Origin of the sequence: Leptospira wolbachii serovar Codice str. CDC, from assembly GCF_000332515.2 — a bacterium.
In the GTDB taxonomy this organism is placed as follows: domain Bacteria; phylum Spirochaetota; class Leptospiria; order Leptospirales; family Leptospiraceae; genus Leptospira_A; species Leptospira_A wolbachii.
The window spans coordinates 1,408,120-1,425,367 of sequence record NZ_AOGZ02000014.1 but is presented as its reverse complement, the minus strand read 5'-3'; the positions used below and the strand labels follow the sequence as shown (position 1 = coordinate 1,425,367).

Here is a 17,248-nt window from a genome sequence, read left to right as displayed (position 1 = left end):
CACTCGGGATTTCCAATGTCGGCAAAAAATAATATCCAAGACCAACTTCTAAATACAGCAAGAAAGGAGAAAATCGATCTCACCATTTACTTGTTAAACGGAGTTCCGCTGAAAGGAAAGGTTGTCAGTTTTGACAACTTCACAATCATCTTAGAAAACGAGAGTAAACAGAATTTGGTGTACAAACATGCCATTTCCACCATCATCCCAGCAAAACCCATCAAACTTCATAGTGAAGATGCGCCGAAAGAAGCGGGAGGGGTCTAACTCTTTTCTGGTTTTCCTCTGTTTGCTTTGCTAAATTCTGGTTCCAAACCCTATGGCAAAATTACCTAAAGAATCCCCGGTTGTCCTCATTATGGCTGGTGGAAAGGGAGAGAGGTTCTGGCCTCGCTCCCGCACCAATTCTCCGAAACAACTTCAGAAAGTTTATTCGAACAAAACTCTTCTTCGTGAGACCATTGACCGTGCTCTCACCATCACAACTTTAGACCGAATTTATATTGGAACCAACGCCAACCTAAAAACAGAGATTCTAAAAAAAGATCCAAAATTCCCTTCTACAAATTTCATCTTGGAACCAGAAGGCAAAAACACTGCCCCTATCATTGCCCTTTCGGCCCTCTACTTTCAGAAAAAATTTGGAAATCCCAATCTCATCGTTTTATCTGCAGATGCTTTTATTGATCCCATCAAGGAATTTACAAAGACCATAGAACAGGCCCTATACGAGACAGAAAATGGAATGGTTCTACTTGGTGTGAAACCCAACCGTCCCGAAGTAGGGTATGGTTATATCAGCACGGGGAAACCAACTGACGTAGGTTATACCGTAAAAGCTTTTTTTGAGAAACCCGATTTCAAAACTGCCTTAAAATACATAAAGAAGAAGAATTTTTATTGGAATCCAGGGATTTTCCTTTTTCGCACAGAAACCATTCTTTCGGAACTCGAACGTCATGCACCACACATTCTGAATCCTTTAAAAAATGGGTTTCCGTTTAAGAGTTTTGGAGATCTAAAAACCGCCTTCCAAATGCTTCCCTCAGAAGCGATCGATACAGCCATAATGGAAAAATCCAATCGGATTCGAATGGTGGAAGCCACTTTCAATTGGGATGATGTGGGATCTTGGATGTCTTTGGAAAGGATCCTTCCGGGGGATAAAGAAAAGAACCACCACCAAGGAAAAGAAGTTCTCTATCACAAAGCATCGGGGAATATTTCATCCGTTCAGAAGGAACTCATTGCGTTTCTTGGAGTCAAGGATCTCATCGTTGTGGAAGAACCAGATGTCCTTCTTGTGACTTCTCGCGATGGTGTAGGGGATATCAAGGCTATGTTATCCACTATGCGGAAAAATAAAGTTTTACAAAAGTACCTCGACTAGAATTTTGACAGAACAGGCTTGATATAAGGAGGAAGGAATGCCTTCCGGAAAAAAGAGAAAGCGTAGAAAAATCGCAACCCACAAACGTAAGAAAAAACGCAGAGCCAACAGACACAAAAAGAAGAAATAATCTTTCTTCAGTGACTTTCTTTTTCCTCCGATAGATTTGTTATGAAACAAGTCTGGAGGAAACAGAAACCCCGCACACCCGGTTTCATTCGAGCCTTTACCATGGAAACACCTCTCGGGGATGTCCTGGAGGCAGAGTTCAACTTTCACGAACGCCTCGTTCGTTTAGCTGTCGAAATCAAAGAAGAGAAGGGTCGTATGTATGGTGCCACCGTGAAAAACGGAACCGTACAGGCTGAGAAGGATATTACTTCTGGTCGCCCCTATCCCGTCTTTCGAAAGGTTTGGCCCTTTCGCGAATACTTCAGTACCCTCCCCGATAAAGACATGCTTGCATGTATTGGCGGGGCGTACGAAATTTACCCCCCCTTTGTACCTGATGCTCAAGAGAAAGGTCGTTCCCAAAGATTTTCTTTGGAATCGGCACTCTTTCCTTCCACGCGTTATGATTCCATTTTTGGGATTGTCCGTGAAACGCGGTTCCAACGTTGGAGAAGGGAAAGACGCGAGGCAAGGGAGGCCCGAGGATCGCTCTGGTTACGTTTTAAAAGGCGTGTCTGGGGAGATTTACAAGATATCTTCATGGGTGTCGGATTTGGATGTTTGGTTTACTACCTATACTATGATTATGTCGTATTAGGACTGACTCTGGGAATCCTAGGTATGACCGCAGGCCTTCTGGATTTTCTTGTGAGAAAACGTTCTGTCTTAATGACAAAAGTGTTGTCATTTCTGAGTTTCGGTTCATATTTTTTTTACAACGGCTACGTCTACTTCTAGGGCGTAGGCTAAAATTGTAGAAAAGTTATATGGCAAAAGAAACATCATCCGCAAACCAATTCATTCATGAGCAGTACATTATATTCAATTTGGGCGATGAAGAATATGCGATTCCCATCACCATAGTCGAAGAAATTGTCAAAATCACTAACCTAATCCGTGTTCCGCAGTCCAAAAGTTTCTTCGCAGGGATTATGGACATTCGGGGCAAAGTTGTTCGGATGATTGACCTGGCAAAACGTCTTAACATTAAAAATATCACGGATGCTGCCGCGGACCGCGCCATTGTCATCAATGTCTCTGGCAAATCCATTGGTGTGATTGTGGATAAAGTTTCTCACGTAGTGCATTTTCCCGCAAACCAAGTAGATCCACCTCCGCCGTCGGTCAAAGGGATATCATCTAGGTACATTACTGGTGTTGGTAAAAAAGACAATCGGTTCATTATCCTGATCGATATTGAAAAAATTCTCACTGTGGAAGAAGTTACCGAGTTGGCAACCGTCTAACTTTCGATAGGTCCTCATTCCCAATTATCAGGTATGATCATTTCAAAGTTTTATTACCTAAGAAAAAATTTGTATTCCATGGCAGAACTTGTTTTGGAACAGGTGATCCTTTTAAGTGAAGCCTTGGAAGATGATGATTACGCACAAGCAGAACGAATCGTCGAACGAGATGATCTCATTGATGATTTGGAAAAGGAAAATGACAACCTGTCCCAGAATGCGATTTTGGAAGCTGTGAGCAACCGCAATATTCTTGGTATGGGTGATGTAGACAACGACATCGTTTTAAAAAAAGACCCACTCCGGTTTGCACTCTCTGCCATTCGGATTACAAGGAACATGGAACGGATGGGAGACCAAGTGGTCAACTGTGCTGATGTCTTTCGCCACAAAACTATCCGCAAAGGTCTTTTTAAAAACGAAGAACCCATGACTCTTATTTTATCGAGAGTGACTACGCTTGCAGGAATGGCCATTGAATCTCTTGTCGAAGAGAAAGAGAGATTTATGGGAAGTGTGAATACATTAGAAGATGAATTGAATGCCCTTTGTGACCAAGCATTTCATAAATACCGTTGTGTCCCCGATATGGAAAAACAAGAATTTGCGGATGTGTATCGTATTATTCTCGCCTTGGAGCGGTTAGGCGATTATGCAGTAAACGTAGCTGAGGAATTGGTTCGACTCAACACGGGTAAAGACATTCGCCATTTAGAAAACGTCAAAACAAAAGCCTCCCATTTTCCTTAAACATATAGTTTAAAGTTTAACCACCTTTTTTTCCAATCCGAACATTCTGAAACAAAATAAATTGACAACTGTAAAGGAACGAGTGTAAAATTCCTTTTCAATGATCAAACATGGAACAAACCCGAATCGTAAGCCTTCTGGATTTATGGTATCTTATCTACTCATCACGAATTTGGATCCTTTCATTTTTTTTGTAGGAATGTTCCTTCTCTTTGGATTAGAAAATTTTGAATCCATTCTAAAAATATTGATTTATTTAGCTCCGCCGATCATCGGGCTCCATGCAGTTTTATTCTTTTTTAAGAATCTGAAATTTCGAAAACAGATGCGACGTCCCGAAGGAATTATCTACACAGAAAAAGAGTTAAACTTCATTCGAGGATTCTCAAAATCGGGAGCATTGAATATTCTATCTACCAATGTGGGTGGACCAATTCTTACGATGATCCTTGCTTATCAATATGGTTTGGTAAAAAGCTATGGTGAGGTTGTGTTTTTTATTATTCTTGGGATTATACTCGCTATGGCGATTTCTTCTATATTTTATGTGTTCACAGAAAAGAAACTTTATGAAGTTTATCATCGATTGCATTTGCCACCGCTTAGTTTGTTTGCAAATTTACTATTTCCCATTTTTTCCACATTTGTGATTGGATACTTTATATTTGCTTTTTATGTTTACTCTCAGTTTCGGTCACAAGTAGATCAAAATCATTTAGAGACTATTTGTATTGGATTAACTTTTTTTATCCTTACTATGATTGCATTTCTGTTTTTTGTTATTTGGAATTTAACAGGAAATACTTCTGCAACCATTCGCGATGTTTCTTCAATGTTAAAAGCATTTTCAGATGGTGACTTACGTTCTGATATAAAAACAAACCAAACACGCAATGAAATTGGATTGATTTCTAATTATTTAAATGATGCAAAAATAAAGTTAAATCGATTGATTACATCCATTACCAATCATTCGATAAAAATTGAGGAAGAAGCAAAAAATTTAGAAATTTTATCCGGAGATTCTGCTGAACATTCACAAATCCAAGCTGCTTCCTTAGGGGAAGTTGCTGCCGCATTGGAAGAAAATGGATCTTCTATCAATGGAATTTATTCGGATGCATTGGAGCAAAAAAAACTAACTGCATCCACGAATGAATCCATAATCAATCTCTTTACTTTGTCATCGAGTCTAAAAGAAATTTCACTACACGCGAAAGAGAAAGCCGATTCAGTAGAAACTGAAGTAACAAAAAGTGCAAAATCGATTGTTACCACCATTGAAAGTATTGAGGAAGTTGATAAAAATGCGATTGAAATTGGGAAAATTTTGGCAATCATCAAAGAGATTTCTGAACAAGTCAACTTACTTGCGTTAAATGCCTCTATTGAAGCGGCTAGAGCCGGGGATATGGGAAGGGGATTTGCGGTTGTTGCTTCCGAGGTGGGAAAGTTGGCAGAAAGGACGGCTTCCTCTACAAAAACAATTTCGGAGCTGATCAAACGTGTATCGGCATCAACCACTCTTTCTGTAGAATCGGTAAAGTCCGCAAATGAAACATTTAAATATTTATCAGAGAGTGTTGTTGATATCATTACAAGTATAGACAAAGTCAATGAAGCGAATTTGGAGCAAATTGCAGAAGTAGAAGAGATTCGAAAACAATCAGAGAATATTGTGGACAGGTCCAGTTCAGTTTCCGCTGCGACGGAAGAGCAAAAAAAAGTGAATGAAGAAATGAGTTCTTCTGTCCATCACCTAGCAAACGATACAGCAAAATTGTCAATGATGTCTGAAAAAACGGCCAAATCTTCTGCGGAGTTAAATTCCTTGATTTTAGAGTTAAATCGCGAATTATCGTTATTTAAACTTTAATTATGATTAGTGCGACTTTTATCTTTAAACAAAAAAAATCTGATTCAGAATTCGAAACTTTGGATTCTTCAATTGAATCGTATGTAGAAAGTCACCCAGAATATTTGGGAAAGGATAGTTGGGTCAATTTAGAAAAGGGGACTATGGCGGTTGTTTATTATTTTCAAACATACCTTGGCCTCGAATCGCTGAAGACTTTTTCTGATCATACCTTGGCAAAGTCCCAATATTCTAAATGGTATGAGGGGTATCAAGTGATCATTGCTGAAGTTACCAAATGTTATGGTGATGGAAAAATCGAACACGTAACCAATGGGAAATAATAGAATCTAAATGGTACTAAGTTTTTTATTATTTATTTGATTATGGTTATTTCTGTTTCTTAAGAATTTCGTTGTAAGTATTTAATAAATTTTCAATGTAAAAGGGTTTTCCTATAAATCCATCCATACCTACTTCAAAACATTTTTCTTTATGTTCGGTAAGGACATGAGCTGTAACGGCTAAAATAATTGTTTTGCCTGGTTTTGTTTTTTCCAGTTCCCTGATTTTTAATGTGGCTTCAAATCCGTCCATCACCGGCATTTCGCAGTCCATAAGTATCAGATCGTATTTGTTTTGTTGAAAGAGATTCACCGCAACCTCTCCATTTTCTGCTACATCAAAATTTATATTGTATTTTCTTAATAACCCACCAATGACCTTTTGATTTAATACATTATCCTCAACGATCAAAAACTTCTGGTTTGTAAACATAGATTCATCGGAATTTGATTCTAATGATCGTTGCAAAAATGTTTTGTCTTTGTTAGGCGATTCTTGGTTTTCATAAGGTAAGTTACACCAAAACAAACTTCCTTTGTTTAGTTGGCTATTCACTCCGATTGTTCCACCGAGTAAAGATACTAAACGTTCTGAAATGGCAAGACCCAGTCCCGTTCCTCCGTATTTACGTGACGTAGATGCATCTGCTTGTGAAAACTTATGGAAAATGAATTGAATATTTTCGTTAGTGATACCTATTCCTGTATCTTCTACCTCAATCCGAATCCATTCCTTTTCTTTTTTAAGACGAAGTATAACAAAACCTTTTTCTGTAAATTTAATGGCATTTCCAAGTAAATTGAAAATGATTTGGCGAATTCTGCTTGGATCGGAATCAATAAATTGTGGAACGTTCGGATCAATCTCAAGTTTTAACTGAATGGATTTTGAATTGGATTCGATGGATAATAGATCAAAGATTTCGGTTACTGTATCACGGATATCGAACTTGACTTTTTCGATATTCATCTTTCCTGCTTCCATTTTTGAAAAATCAAGAATATCATTTAGAATGATTAACAAGGATTTTCCAGCAGATGCTATGGACTTTACAAGAGATTCTTGTTCAGCATCTAAGTTTGTTTTAAAAAGGATTTGTGTGAGTCCAATCACTCCGTTTAGAGGTGTTCGAATTTCATGACTCATGGATGCTAAAAATTCCGACTTCGCTCGGTTTGCAATTTCGGCGGAATTTTTTGCTCTTTCTAGTTCTTTTTGAATTTCTTTTGTTAATCCAATATCTGTGGAAATACCACAAAGTGCATAAATCTCTCCTGTTTGATTTCTTAAAGGGATTTTTACAGTAAGAAACGAATATGTTTTTCCATCGGAACGATTGTTGATTTCTTCCTCTGCATGGAGTGTTTTTCCTTCCAGTAGAACTGATCTATCATTTTCTATGATATTTTTTGCAGTTCCTTCCTCTAGAAATTTATCATCTGTTTGGTTTAGAATTTTTTCTAAAGGTACTCCAAAAAGATTACATACTTCTTGGTTTGCGAATAGGTATCTGCCACTTATATCTTTTAAATAAATACATGCTGATACATTGTCTAAAATATTTCGAAGTTTTGATTCACTTTCGATTAATCTTTGTTTTGTGGATTCCCCTTCCTTGTATAATTCCTGAAGTCTCTTTTGTGTAATATTTAAACTATTTAATATGGATTTTTTGTATGTCATTGGATGGATCTCACCGGAGAAAATTCCTTCTCCTAAGAGGGATATCCTACGGAATGCTTCATCGACACTGCCTCCAATGATTGCAATGAGTGATCTATGAGTGAGGAATAAACTTATTGCAAAAAATAAACTTGCGACAATGAGTATTGTTTTTAGAATCAAAACATTTCTTTTTGCATCTGCGATTGCTTTCGTTGTTCGATCGTTTAGTTGATAATATAAATCATTGATTGGTTTCATGATCTCTGCTTTGGCACGCAGATAGTTATCATCAAATAATAAATTGATCGCACGTGGATCTGGTTTGGATCCGGTCTTCATGTCTCTTTCAACAATGGACATAGCTTCGAACTCAATTTTTGTTAACTCATCAGATTTAATTTTAGATTCTGAAAGTAATAAAAAATCAGATTCGAGAAAGTTTGCATTTCTCATTAATTCATAAATACTGATTCGTTCCCCTTCTTCAGAGGGAGGGGGGAGTTTATTTGCAATGACAAAATCCCAATACGCATAACCATAATTTTTTGGCCTTGGGCGATCCCCATTACGAATGTCTAAAATCGTTTGGAAATATTTTTTATACTTTATATCTCTTTGGATTACATACAATCTTACTAAGTTTGTGAGTTGGTCTGAAGATTGTCTGAGTTCATTTGCGATTCGTAAGGATTGGTATCGATTTTCTTCCGCCTCATCGATGTTTCGTTCACTAGCAGTATAGAAGAGAAAAGCAATGGTGACAAAAATAAAAAGGAGAATGTTTGAAAGTAAGTATGGAAACAACCTGCCTTTTTCTGTCCAAATTCTTGTCAGCATGTTAGAAAATTAACGATTCAAGATTTATGGTAAACAATAATATTCGGAGTGGTTTTAAATATGTTTTTCTCTATTTAAGTTTTTCCTTCCATATAGGCTTGTAACTCCTGTTGTAAACCTTCCGGAAGACTCAAACCCCGAGCTCTGATTCTTTCGTTGTATTTGTTGAAGGACATTCTGTGTTGGTTGGTATTGAGATACCCTTCCAATGCTTCAGCGGCCCAAGACATAATTTCTTTTACGAAGTCGTGGTTTTCTTCCAGTTGATCACAAAAGGGAATAAACAGTGGGCGATTGACAGGCCTTCCGATATTTCTATAAAATAATAAACAATATAATGTCTCATCCCCAAGAACGGATTCAGTTCTAATTTTTTCTTCCACGTATTTCAAATTGATTGTATCCAAATAATCAATGTTAAACGTTTCTGGAGCCAATCGTTTGGAAACAAATTTAGAGATTTCCGCTTTTACAAAAGACAAATTTGTACAATGATCTGGGCAACAACTTTGGTCTTTGTGTAAATCACATTCCAAAAGCAAAATACAATCAACATCGGAAGTTGGATCAACAATCCCAAAGTTGATGGATCCCAAAAGTTCTAAAGCAACTTCATATCCTTTGCGTGACAATTCCTGGGTAGCGAGTCGAAACGCCTGCATCCTTTTAAGGGCATATTTGGTATCATAATTTCGATATTTATTTTTTAGGACAAGATACCGTTCGACGATGTTTTTTGACATAAGAGATCCAGATCTACTGATGGATTGCCTTACAGTGAACGCCAGTCATTCGAATTATACAACCCCTTTTGGTTGTTGGATTTTGATTTTTCGCCGATACTTAAAATTAGGGAACTTAAGCGAACTTATGAAGCAGGATAGGACCCTGGAAAATTTGGGAATGGACGAGCGAGAGAAGATGGAAAGTGGCTTTCTATGGAAGCTGGAGGGGTTCTGCAATCTGGTTGTTTTGTTCTCTTTGTTCAGCGGCTTCGGGGGTATCTGGGCTGGTGAAGAGGACAGGCGAAACTCATTGTCTGGACTTTATCTATCTCCTTTACAGGTAATATCCACAGAAGAAATCCAAACATTGGATTCAGAAAAAAGAATTCCGATTGATGAAGATTCGGGAATTGCCCTTCGGGAAGAGCCAAAACCTGTAGATCCGAATGCTCAGGATGTTCCCGTAGCGCCAGGAGCCGATACACCTGGTGAGACTTCTGTCGTAGATACAGGGCCAAAAAGTTTAGAAACTAAGATCCGTGAGGCGGAAGGTCTTCTCAAACGATATTATAGTCAGTTCATTGAAGAAAAACGAATTTGGGAAGATCGAGAGAAAGGAAATGTTTATAACTCTCGAACGGAAATGAATGATATCCGTCTTTTGTTATGGCAAAGTACTCATAAAAATTCTGAAACTTATATAGTTCGAGATTCACCATTATTATACCAATTACACATAAGGCTTGCTCGGTTGTATGTTGAGTCGGATAAGTATGCACCTGCCTTACGCCATTATCTCGCTGCGTTTCGATACCATCCTTTAGAAATGACGGAAGAAGGATTTCGAAATGGAGAATGGCAAAAAGAAGATGTATTGGGATATGATGCGGCTTCCGCAAAAGAACATGATCGTTTGTTTGATGAATGGAAACAGTCTGAACAAAAACTAAAAAAAAAGAAAGATGAAATTCATCTCAAAGAAAGTAACTGGATCCGAGAAGGAAAAAGTTTATCAGATTTAATTCCCCAATCGAAACTTTGGAAAGAAGAAGTTCGGCTTGCGGAAGAAAATAGAAAACAAACGAAACAGAAGTATGATGAATCTGTGAACCAGCGATATTTGGCCTATCTCAACAAACGAAAACAAGTGGAATCGGGTGACCTCTATGCATTTGCGAATGTGGTTAGGAAATTAGAAGATGATAACAAGGAACGCCTGAAGATTGTTAATAAACTTGGTACTGCGGGGAAAGGGATTTATGTTTTATTTGATTATAAAAGGAATACAGATTTTTTTGCTTACGAACTGATTTTGGAAAGAGCTTACCGGTTGTGGAATGAAAATCCTTTGGTACTTACCGATATAGCAGAACAGTACAGGCAAGATGGAAAAAAAGAAAGAGCCGCAGACTTTTACGAAAAGGGTTTGGTTGAACTTTTAAAAGTAAAAACCCCATCACAAGAAGAACAAGAAAGAATCATCAAATCTAATCTTCGTTTGGCTACTATTAATGCAGACTTAAAACGTAATATCATTGCTGGCCAGTATTATGAAAAGTTTTTTAACTTATCTCCTGATTCTACTGATAAAACTAGAGTTTCTTATGAAGTTGGAGTTTTTTTTAATTCACAAATTGGGGACCCCGATCGTGCAGCTCCTTTTTTAGAATATTGGTTAGAAAGAAATAGTAAGGACTGGAATCCTTCCTTAGATACGGATACTGGGCTTACGGAACTTGAATCCATTGCCTATTATTATCTGAGTAAAAAAGATAAAAAACACAAACGGAATGAATTAGAACGTAATAAACTTAATATTTCTTTCGCTCAGTGGAAGCGTTTAGACGAGAAAATGATTTTAGCTGAAAAAGAACTGAAAGATTTGATCGAGAAAAAACAGAATTTGAAAAAAGATCTGATGGTGACAACCCTTGATGAAATTCTTTCGCAATACCGATTGATTGATTTAAAAATTGAAGACCAGGAAGCGGTCATTCGTGTATTAGAAACCAAAAGAAATAAAATTCCATTGATTAAGATTTTATTCCGATCGGGTGTGTTGGCTGAAGAATCGAGAGACTTTGTGAAAGCAAAAGAGTTCTATGAACTAATCATCAAAGAAGGTGGAGAAACCGACATTCGAATGGCTCTAAAAGAATTAGAACGAGTTAGGAGAATTTTAGAAACAGGAAATATACAACCACCAATTAGCGAGAGTATTTGATAATTTCGTCAGTTTGGTCACCAGCTAATTCTTGTTCTAGGTTCTCTTGCGTATAACCCTCGTCAGGTAAAACACGAAATTTCACCTCATCCACAGTGTCCCCTTCATGAACAATTTTAATCAAATACTCACCGGTTCGTAATAGTGAAAATTCATCTCTGATCGCAAGGGAATCTGGTTCCACTCGTTTCTTTTTGATATCAATTTCCACAAAGTCTAGTTCATAACGATTGAGTGAGATATAGAAGTCGGTTTCCAAACCGGGACTTCTTGAAAACTGGTAAACGTAGTGAATGGTATCGGTGGGCGAAAAGATAAGATCATCCCGCATCATTTTATAGTCTGTGATGGTTTGAATGTGTTTTTCTAAAATATCCATTTCTTCCATCTTTGTAGTAGTCCAACCAAACTCACCTTTGGGAACTCCACATTGAATAAGGGTGAGTGTAAAAAAGATAGGTAGGAATGGAAAAATATATTTGGAAAAATTCCGAATGAGGGGACTAACCACCGAATTCTGTCTCATCTTAGTTTGATTTTCGACAGAATTTCAAATTCGCCTGGAAGGAAATCGAGACTTTAATCTATAATTTTTCCGCGGTCCGAGATATCCTTCTCCTTGGATTTTGTCCATTCTGGATTTTTGGGATGTCCCTCCCTTTGTCTGTTTCCCAGTTCTTCGGCAATTTTAGCCGGCAAAATCAGGATACGGCTCACCCAACGTAGGATCAAAAAAAGAAGAATTGAAAGGACAATGATTTTTGCCATAACACCTCACCGGGCCCGAAGGGATTTGGGAAGGTGGCGGTCTTCCTGGTTTTCGCCCCAACCGAGCCTCGTAACACCATACAATCCGACTAGGAGAAAAAGGAAAACGGAAAGATAGAGTAAGGGACTGTATTCTTCTGAATAAAAAACCCGACCTTCTCCTGGTTTCGGAACTTTTTTGGGAGTTTGAGGTAGACCAAATTTCCTAGCGAGGGATTCAATTTGGATGAAGTTGATCACAGGAACTTCACGTTCTAAGAAGGATTTGATTACGGAATTGGGAACATGAACTTCTTCCGGTAAGTCGGTAATGAGTCCATTTTTGAAGACTTGTTTGCCTAAGTTAGTTCCAAGGATGGTTGTGCCGCCACCCACATTCACAAATAGTTTGATTGGTTTTCCTCCTGATAATTCATCATACAATTTCATTCGTTTTTCAATGGAGTCGTCAAAGTGTAGGGGATCTAATAGTTTTATATGATTTCTTTGTAAAGCACGAGCTAGAAGGTCTTTACCTTCTTTGGAAATTCCCATAGCTTTGTCTTGAATTCCTCCAAGGGACGCATAACTAGACTTAAACGAAAAAATTCCTGATTCTACAAGTTCTCTTTCCATATCCAGCCAAAGCATTTGTGGATGATTTGCACCGAATTGTGATGCGGAAGCGCTGGAGATAATGATGGGTTTGAGTTTTAAGGTATCTAGTGCTGCAAATAAACAGATATTGAGTGCAGGAAACGATCCTGATACGGCCACTGCCACCGTGTCACCTTCTTCCAGTTTTGCTTTTTTTAGGAATTGGATCATAACGGCGGCGAAGTTTGGATTGATGGACGTTTGTTTTGCTGATAGGGAACCACTGTTACTTGTAACGGGTGTTAGGAATTCTCCGATGAACCCAGAATTAGTTGGATCTAATTCTTTATAATCTGGTTTTTTATGTTTTAGAAGTTCGGGTTTTAGAATTTGGAATCCACGTTCGGCAAGTTTTGCCGCATGGAGTTTTTTTTTGAAATAGGATTGTTCTTTTTTTACCTTACAAGTTTCAATTAACAAGAGACCTAAGATTCCCAAAATTGCTAATAGAAAGAGTGCGATCCGGGAGTGTTTCCACGGCGACCAATAAATTTTAGTCATCATAATGTTTCTAACTCTGTACCCAAGATGAAAATCAGAAGAATTTTTACAAATATTGCTGCAAGGATGAGAACAGATGTTGTTTCTAATACACCCTGTCTTTCATACCAAACAGCGATAAGACCTGGAATGATAAATCCGATTCCTCTAACTTCTGAAAGATAAGAAATATCTATATCAGGAAGGATTTGGTAGTTCAGTAAGTATCCGAAAAAATAACCGAATAACAAGATAAAGACGATTTTTCTTTTCCCAAAAATAAGTAAAAAATTAGATAAAAGTTCTACACAAATATAGGAAAGTAATGCAATAAGAAATGTAAGCGCAATGTTCTTGGGATTATTTAACGATAGAGCTAAATATCCTGGTACAACGAGTCCAGTTCCAAGAATACCGAACAATTCTGAAAAGACTAAACTAACAACAAGACTCAGTCCGATAGAAAGTGGAAGAATTTCATTCATTCGTTTGTTCCGACCTGTTTTTCAGGTATAAAGATAAATCCATTCCGAGTCCCACAATATTTCCAATCCCAAAAACCATAGATTGTTTTGGTAGAATAGAAAGTAAAGATTCAAAAATTCCATCTAAACTTAAATGCTCCCATACAAAGATAGGAATGTCTTTTTTGGAATAAGCCTTTAGGTATTTAAACGCAAGAGAAGTGGAAGAACCAATTAAAATGACAGCTTCGTATCCTTCCCAGTTGGCAAATTCTTTGGCCAATTGTCGGCTTCGTTCTGGTCTATCATCTCTTGTATGAAATAAGATGAAACGTTTATTGTATTGTGGATACCTTTCAATGACGGATGACCAAATCAGTTTTGTACTATTGGGATCGTTTGCTGCCATCGCATTTGCATAGATAAATTCTTTTCCAAAAAAATGAATGGGAGAGACGGAGAGTGCGCCTGGATCTGGATTTACTTTCCACATGGCTTCCAGTGCTTTTGTTCGATCCACTCCGAGTGATTCGCAGACCTGAAGTGCCAGACATACATTCTCTTTGTGTTCCCAATAAGTAAACTTTGCCATTTCTTCATCGGTAATGGTTTGTACCAATTCTTCTTGGATTAAAATTGCTTTCGATTTTCGATCCTCACAGACTTCAAGGATGAATGATTCAAATTCCGTTGGCCCGACGATGAGTGTTCCTTTCACTGGGCAAGCAGATAATAACGATTTGGCGACATCAACTAAATCGGGTCCCATTACTTCCAAATGATCTTCTCTAATGTTTGTAATCACCCCAATGTCTGATTTTAAAATTTGTCCTTCACTGGCCCACTGGTAACGAGGTTCTAAGGCCATACATTCTAAAACGACAATTTCGGCTCCCATTCGTTCCGCCTTTTTTAGAATTTTAATTTGTTCTAAAATAGACGGTTTTCCAAATCGAGAGATTGACTCTTCGGATCCGTCAGGAAAAATCATTCGGGCCATACTTCCCGTGGTTTTTGCAAAAACCGACATTCCTGTGGCAGAAAGTCCCGCCCGTATAAGTCTTGTTACACTTGATTTGCCTCTAGTTCCGTTAACGTGGATTCTGTGTTTGAACTTTTTTAAGGTACGATTGTGCAGGAAATATTCAAAAGTATAATAAACTATTAAAATAAGGATGATGAGGAAAAAGAGAAAAGCGTTTGGTTTCATCTGAATTTTTCGGGATGATACATTTCCTTCAAGGGAATGTCATTTGATTGTAACTCAAAACTGAGAAGATTCACGTAGTTTTCTATGAGCATACGTTACAAATTCTTATTAATATTGAGTGTGAGTCAAATTCTTCTTGTAATTGCTCTCACAACTAGCTTCGCCTATCTTTTGCAGTCGGTTAAAAATATACCCCAAACGCAGAGGGCCGAGGATCTTTCCCGAAATTTTCAAAGAGAACTGGAATTTAAAGAAGAAAAACTGCGTTTATTATTAGAAGAAATCACATTTAACTCGCAAACTCGAGGAATTTTAGAAAGAGGCCTTGCGGATCGTTCGGTTTTATCGAAAGAACTTCCTTATTTACAACAAATTTTAAAAAGATACGGCCTTTCTATTTTTGAAATTGGAGACAACCAAGGAAAGGTTTTGTTTCGTGTACATCGTCCGAAAGACTTTGGAGATGATAAAAAAAACCAACCCATCATTCGAAATGCATTAAACGGAGAGTCAACAGCTGCTTTGGAGGATGGACATAGTGGGCTCGGATTTCGATTGGCAGCACCACTTTTTGGTCGAGGGACCTTACTTATTGGTCAAGTTGTAGATGATAATTTTACAAAGACCATTTCTAAAGATAACAGGATCCATCTAGCAATCTTTCAAGAAGGAAAAGTCAAAACCATCGGTTCGGATATGATTCGTTTGGTGATGAATGAAAATCCCAGTTTGTTAATGGAGGAACAACGGTTTCATTTTCAAGACAAACCGTATTATCTGGTTAAAATTCCTTATGCCGGCAACTCCCAATCGGTAAAACAATTAGTATTCCATGTGATGATTGATGAAAACGAAGTGGAATCCAAAACATGGAGAATTTGGTCTTTTTTTGTGGTCGCCTCATTGGTATTATGCGGTGTAATCTTTCTTATATCCTTTTTGTTTTCAAGGGATATGGTTGAGGCAATTAAACTCCTCACAACAGCAATGGTTGATTTGGACCAGTGGAAACCTGAAACTTTGCCTACGCACAGAAGTGATGAAATTGGCCAGATGGGAAGAGTTTTTGTGGGAATGAAAGAAGAGTTGGCAGAACACCAAAATCATTTAGAAGAAATGGTAAACTTAAGAACCAGAGAACTGAATGAAACTCTTTCTGAGATGCAAAAACTTCAAGACAAACAAGATGGAGATTACTTCTTAACATCACTTCTTATTAAACCATTGCGCGGATCATTTTCTAAATCAGAAACGGTTTCTGTTAAAATTTTTGAACGGCAAATGAAACAATTCAAATTCAGAAACAAACAATCGGAAATTGGTGGAGACCTTTCTGTTTCTGATTCGATTTATTTGATGGGTAAAAAATATACTGTCTTCTTAAACGCAGATGCCATGGGTAAGTCTATCCAGGGGGCAGGTGGTGCTCTTGTTATGGGAACAGTATTAAAATCCATTATTACAAGAACGCAAAAACTACGTTATATGCAAGATAGGCATCCCGAAAGATGGTTAAAGGAATGTTTTCAGGAAGTTCATAACGTCTTTATTAGTTTCGATGGTCACATGTTACTTTCCGCTATACTAGGGTTAGTTGATGAGGAAACGGGAACTTTATATTACATCAATGCAGAACATCCTTGGATTGTATTGTATCGAGATGGGAATGCAAGTTTTCTTGAGAATGAACATTCTTTAAGAAAGATTGGTTTTACCGAGATGAGTGGGGACGAAGTGGTGATTCAAATTTATCCTTTGCGTCCTGGCGATGTTTTGATTTTGGGATCGGATGGGCGAGACGATTTATTTGTTGGCCAATCTGGTGGAAACCGAGTGATCAATGATGACGAAACAATTTTTTTAAGACATGTCTCTGAAGGTGCTGGCGACTTAAACCAAATCTGTAAGGTCATGTTACAATTTGGGGATCTAACCGATGATTTGAGTTTGATGCGGATTGCATTTTTAGAAGAAGTCGCTTATGCTGCTAAAGAATCTACAAAGCCAAATGTTTACTATCAGATGTTGGGAGAAGGGATTCAATCCTATCGCGATGGAGAATGGAACAATGCCATCTTTGCTTTAGAATTAGCATTGGATTCGGAACCTGATGATCTCTATTGTCTAAGAGAATTATCTAAATTGTATATGAAATCCAAGGATTATGAAAAGGCGATTGAACTTGCTAATCGTTACTTACAATTAAATCCGGGAGATACTGACTTTTTGTTCTATATTGCGTATGCACATAAACAAAGAAGAGACTTTGTATTGGCAACAGATTTTGCAGAAAGGCTTCGGTTTCGAGATCCTAAAAATTTCAATAACCTCCTGTTGCTTGCAGAAATCCTAATGCATCGAAGGGACATTGAACGTTCGAAAGAAGTTCTACTTGCTTTGCAAGAAATGGCTCCAGAAAACCCAAAGGTTCAGAAGTTAAAAAACTTTTGGAAGAAAATGGTGACTACTTCGGTCAGTTAA

Annotated in this window: 16 protein-coding genes; 9 read left to right on the top strand and 7 right to left on the bottom strand. The window is 37.7% G+C overall.

Features of this window, described 5'->3' with window-relative positions:
- Window positions 1-15 precede the first annotated feature (15 nt).
- From hfq to LEP1GSC195_RS12040, 7 genes are all read left to right on the top strand, one after another.
- Window positions 16-267: an RNA chaperone Hfq gene (hfq, locus tag LEP1GSC195_RS12070; RefSeq protein ID WP_015681952.1), complete on the top strand. Its 252-nt coding sequence runs from the start codon at window positions 16-18 to the stop codon at window positions 265-267.
- 52 nt (window positions 268-319) lie between these two features.
- Window positions 320-1,390 (top strand): mannose-1-phosphate guanylyltransferase, encoded by a 1,071-nt coding sequence (locus tag LEP1GSC195_RS12065; protein WP_015681886.1) that lies wholly within the window; start codon window positions 320-322, stop codon window positions 1,388-1,390.
- A gap of 171 nt (window positions 1,391-1,561) precedes the next feature.
- Window positions 1,562-2,299: a hypothetical protein gene (locus tag LEP1GSC195_RS12060; RefSeq protein WP_015681304.1), complete on the top strand. Its 738-nt coding sequence runs from the start codon at window positions 1,562-1,564 to the stop codon at window positions 2,297-2,299.
- Between the two features lie 29 nt (window positions 2,300-2,328).
- A complete protein-coding gene (locus tag LEP1GSC195_RS12055; RefSeq protein ID WP_002990913.1) occupies window positions 2,329-2,808 on the top strand; it encodes a chemotaxis protein CheW in 480 nt (159 codons plus the stop codon).
- Window positions 2,809-2,841: 33 nt separating this feature from the next.
- Window positions 2,842-3,558, top strand: a complete 717-nt coding sequence (locus tag LEP1GSC195_RS12050; RefSeq protein ID WP_015682305.1) for a phosphate signaling complex PhoU family protein — start codon at window positions 2,842-2,844, stop codon at window positions 3,556-3,558.
- A gap of 100 nt (window positions 3,559-3,658) precedes the next feature.
- Window positions 3,659-5,434, top strand: a complete 1,776-nt coding sequence (locus LEP1GSC195_RS12045; protein WP_015681973.1) for a methyl-accepting chemotaxis protein — start codon at window positions 3,659-3,661, stop codon at window positions 5,432-5,434.
- A 2-nt stretch (window positions 5,435-5,436) separates the two neighbouring features.
- Complete coding sequence (locus tag LEP1GSC195_RS12040) at window positions 5,437-5,757, top strand: hypothetical protein (RefSeq protein WP_015681582.1); 321 nt, start codon at window positions 5,437-5,439, stop codon at window positions 5,755-5,757.
- Window positions 5,758-5,803: 46 nt separating this feature from the next.
- On the opposite strand, the gene LEP1GSC195_RS12035 is transcribed toward LEP1GSC195_RS12040, so the two are convergent.
- Entirely contained in the window at window positions 5,804-8,260 is a 2,457-nt protein-coding gene (locus LEP1GSC195_RS12035; RefSeq protein WP_015682186.1) for a hybrid sensor histidine kinase/response regulator, read from the bottom strand.
- Between the two features lie 74 nt (window positions 8,261-8,334).
- Complete coding sequence (locus tag LEP1GSC195_RS12030; protein WP_015682095.1) at window positions 8,335-9,003, bottom strand: hypothetical protein; 669 nt, start codon at window positions 9,001-9,003, stop codon at window positions 8,335-8,337.
- A gap of 160 nt (window positions 9,004-9,163) precedes the next feature.
- Here LEP1GSC195_RS12030 and LEP1GSC195_RS12025 point away from each other — a divergent pair, with 160 nt between their 5' ends.
- Window positions 9,164-11,209 (top strand): hypothetical protein, encoded by a 2,046-nt coding sequence (locus LEP1GSC195_RS12025; protein ID WP_015681829.1) that lies wholly within the window; start codon window positions 9,164-9,166, stop codon window positions 11,207-11,209.
- Here the strand turns inward: LEP1GSC195_RS12025 and LEP1GSC195_RS12020 are convergent.
- From LEP1GSC195_RS12020 to pgsB, 5 genes are read right to left on the bottom strand one after another with little or no spacing between them, the layout of a single operon-like run.
- A complete protein-coding gene (locus LEP1GSC195_RS12020) occupies window positions 11,193-11,735 on the bottom strand; it encodes an LIC_12238 family plasminogen-binding lipoprotein (protein WP_015682491.1) in 543 nt (180 codons plus the stop codon). The genes LEP1GSC195_RS12025 and LEP1GSC195_RS12020 overlap by 17 nt on opposite strands.
- Window positions 11,736-11,788: 53 nt before the next feature.
- The gene (locus tag LEP1GSC195_RS12015; protein ID WP_015681134.1) at window positions 11,789-11,977 is read right to left on the bottom strand and encodes a hypothetical protein; all 189 of its coding nucleotides are present in this window, start codon (window positions 11,975-11,977) and stop codon (window positions 11,789-11,791) included.
- A gap of 6 nt (window positions 11,978-11,983) precedes the next feature.
- Window positions 11,984-13,114 carry a poly-gamma-glutamate system protein gene (gene pgsW, locus LEP1GSC195_RS12010; RefSeq protein ID WP_015680633.1) on the bottom strand — a complete coding sequence of 377 codons (1,131 nt, stop codon included), beginning with the start codon at window positions 13,112-13,114 and terminating at the stop codon, window positions 11,984-11,986.
- Complete coding sequence (gene pgsC / locus LEP1GSC195_RS12005; RefSeq protein ID WP_002990825.1) at window positions 13,114-13,578, bottom strand: poly-gamma-glutamate biosynthesis protein PgsC; 465 nt, start codon at window positions 13,576-13,578, stop codon at window positions 13,114-13,116. Before pgsC ends, pgsW begins: the two co-directional genes overlap by 1 nt.
- Complete coding sequence (pgsB, locus tag LEP1GSC195_RS12000; protein ID WP_015682359.1) at window positions 13,571-14,767, bottom strand: poly-gamma-glutamate synthase PgsB; 1,197 nt, start codon at window positions 14,765-14,767, stop codon at window positions 13,571-13,573. Before pgsB ends, pgsC begins: the two co-directional genes overlap by 8 nt.
- A gap of 84 nt (window positions 14,768-14,851) precedes the next feature.
- Here pgsB and LEP1GSC195_RS11995 point away from each other — a divergent pair, with 84 nt between their 5' ends.
- Window positions 14,852-17,248, top strand: a complete 2,397-nt coding sequence (locus tag LEP1GSC195_RS11995) for a SpoIIE family protein phosphatase (RefSeq protein ID WP_040506683.1) — start codon at window positions 14,852-14,854, stop codon at window positions 17,246-17,248.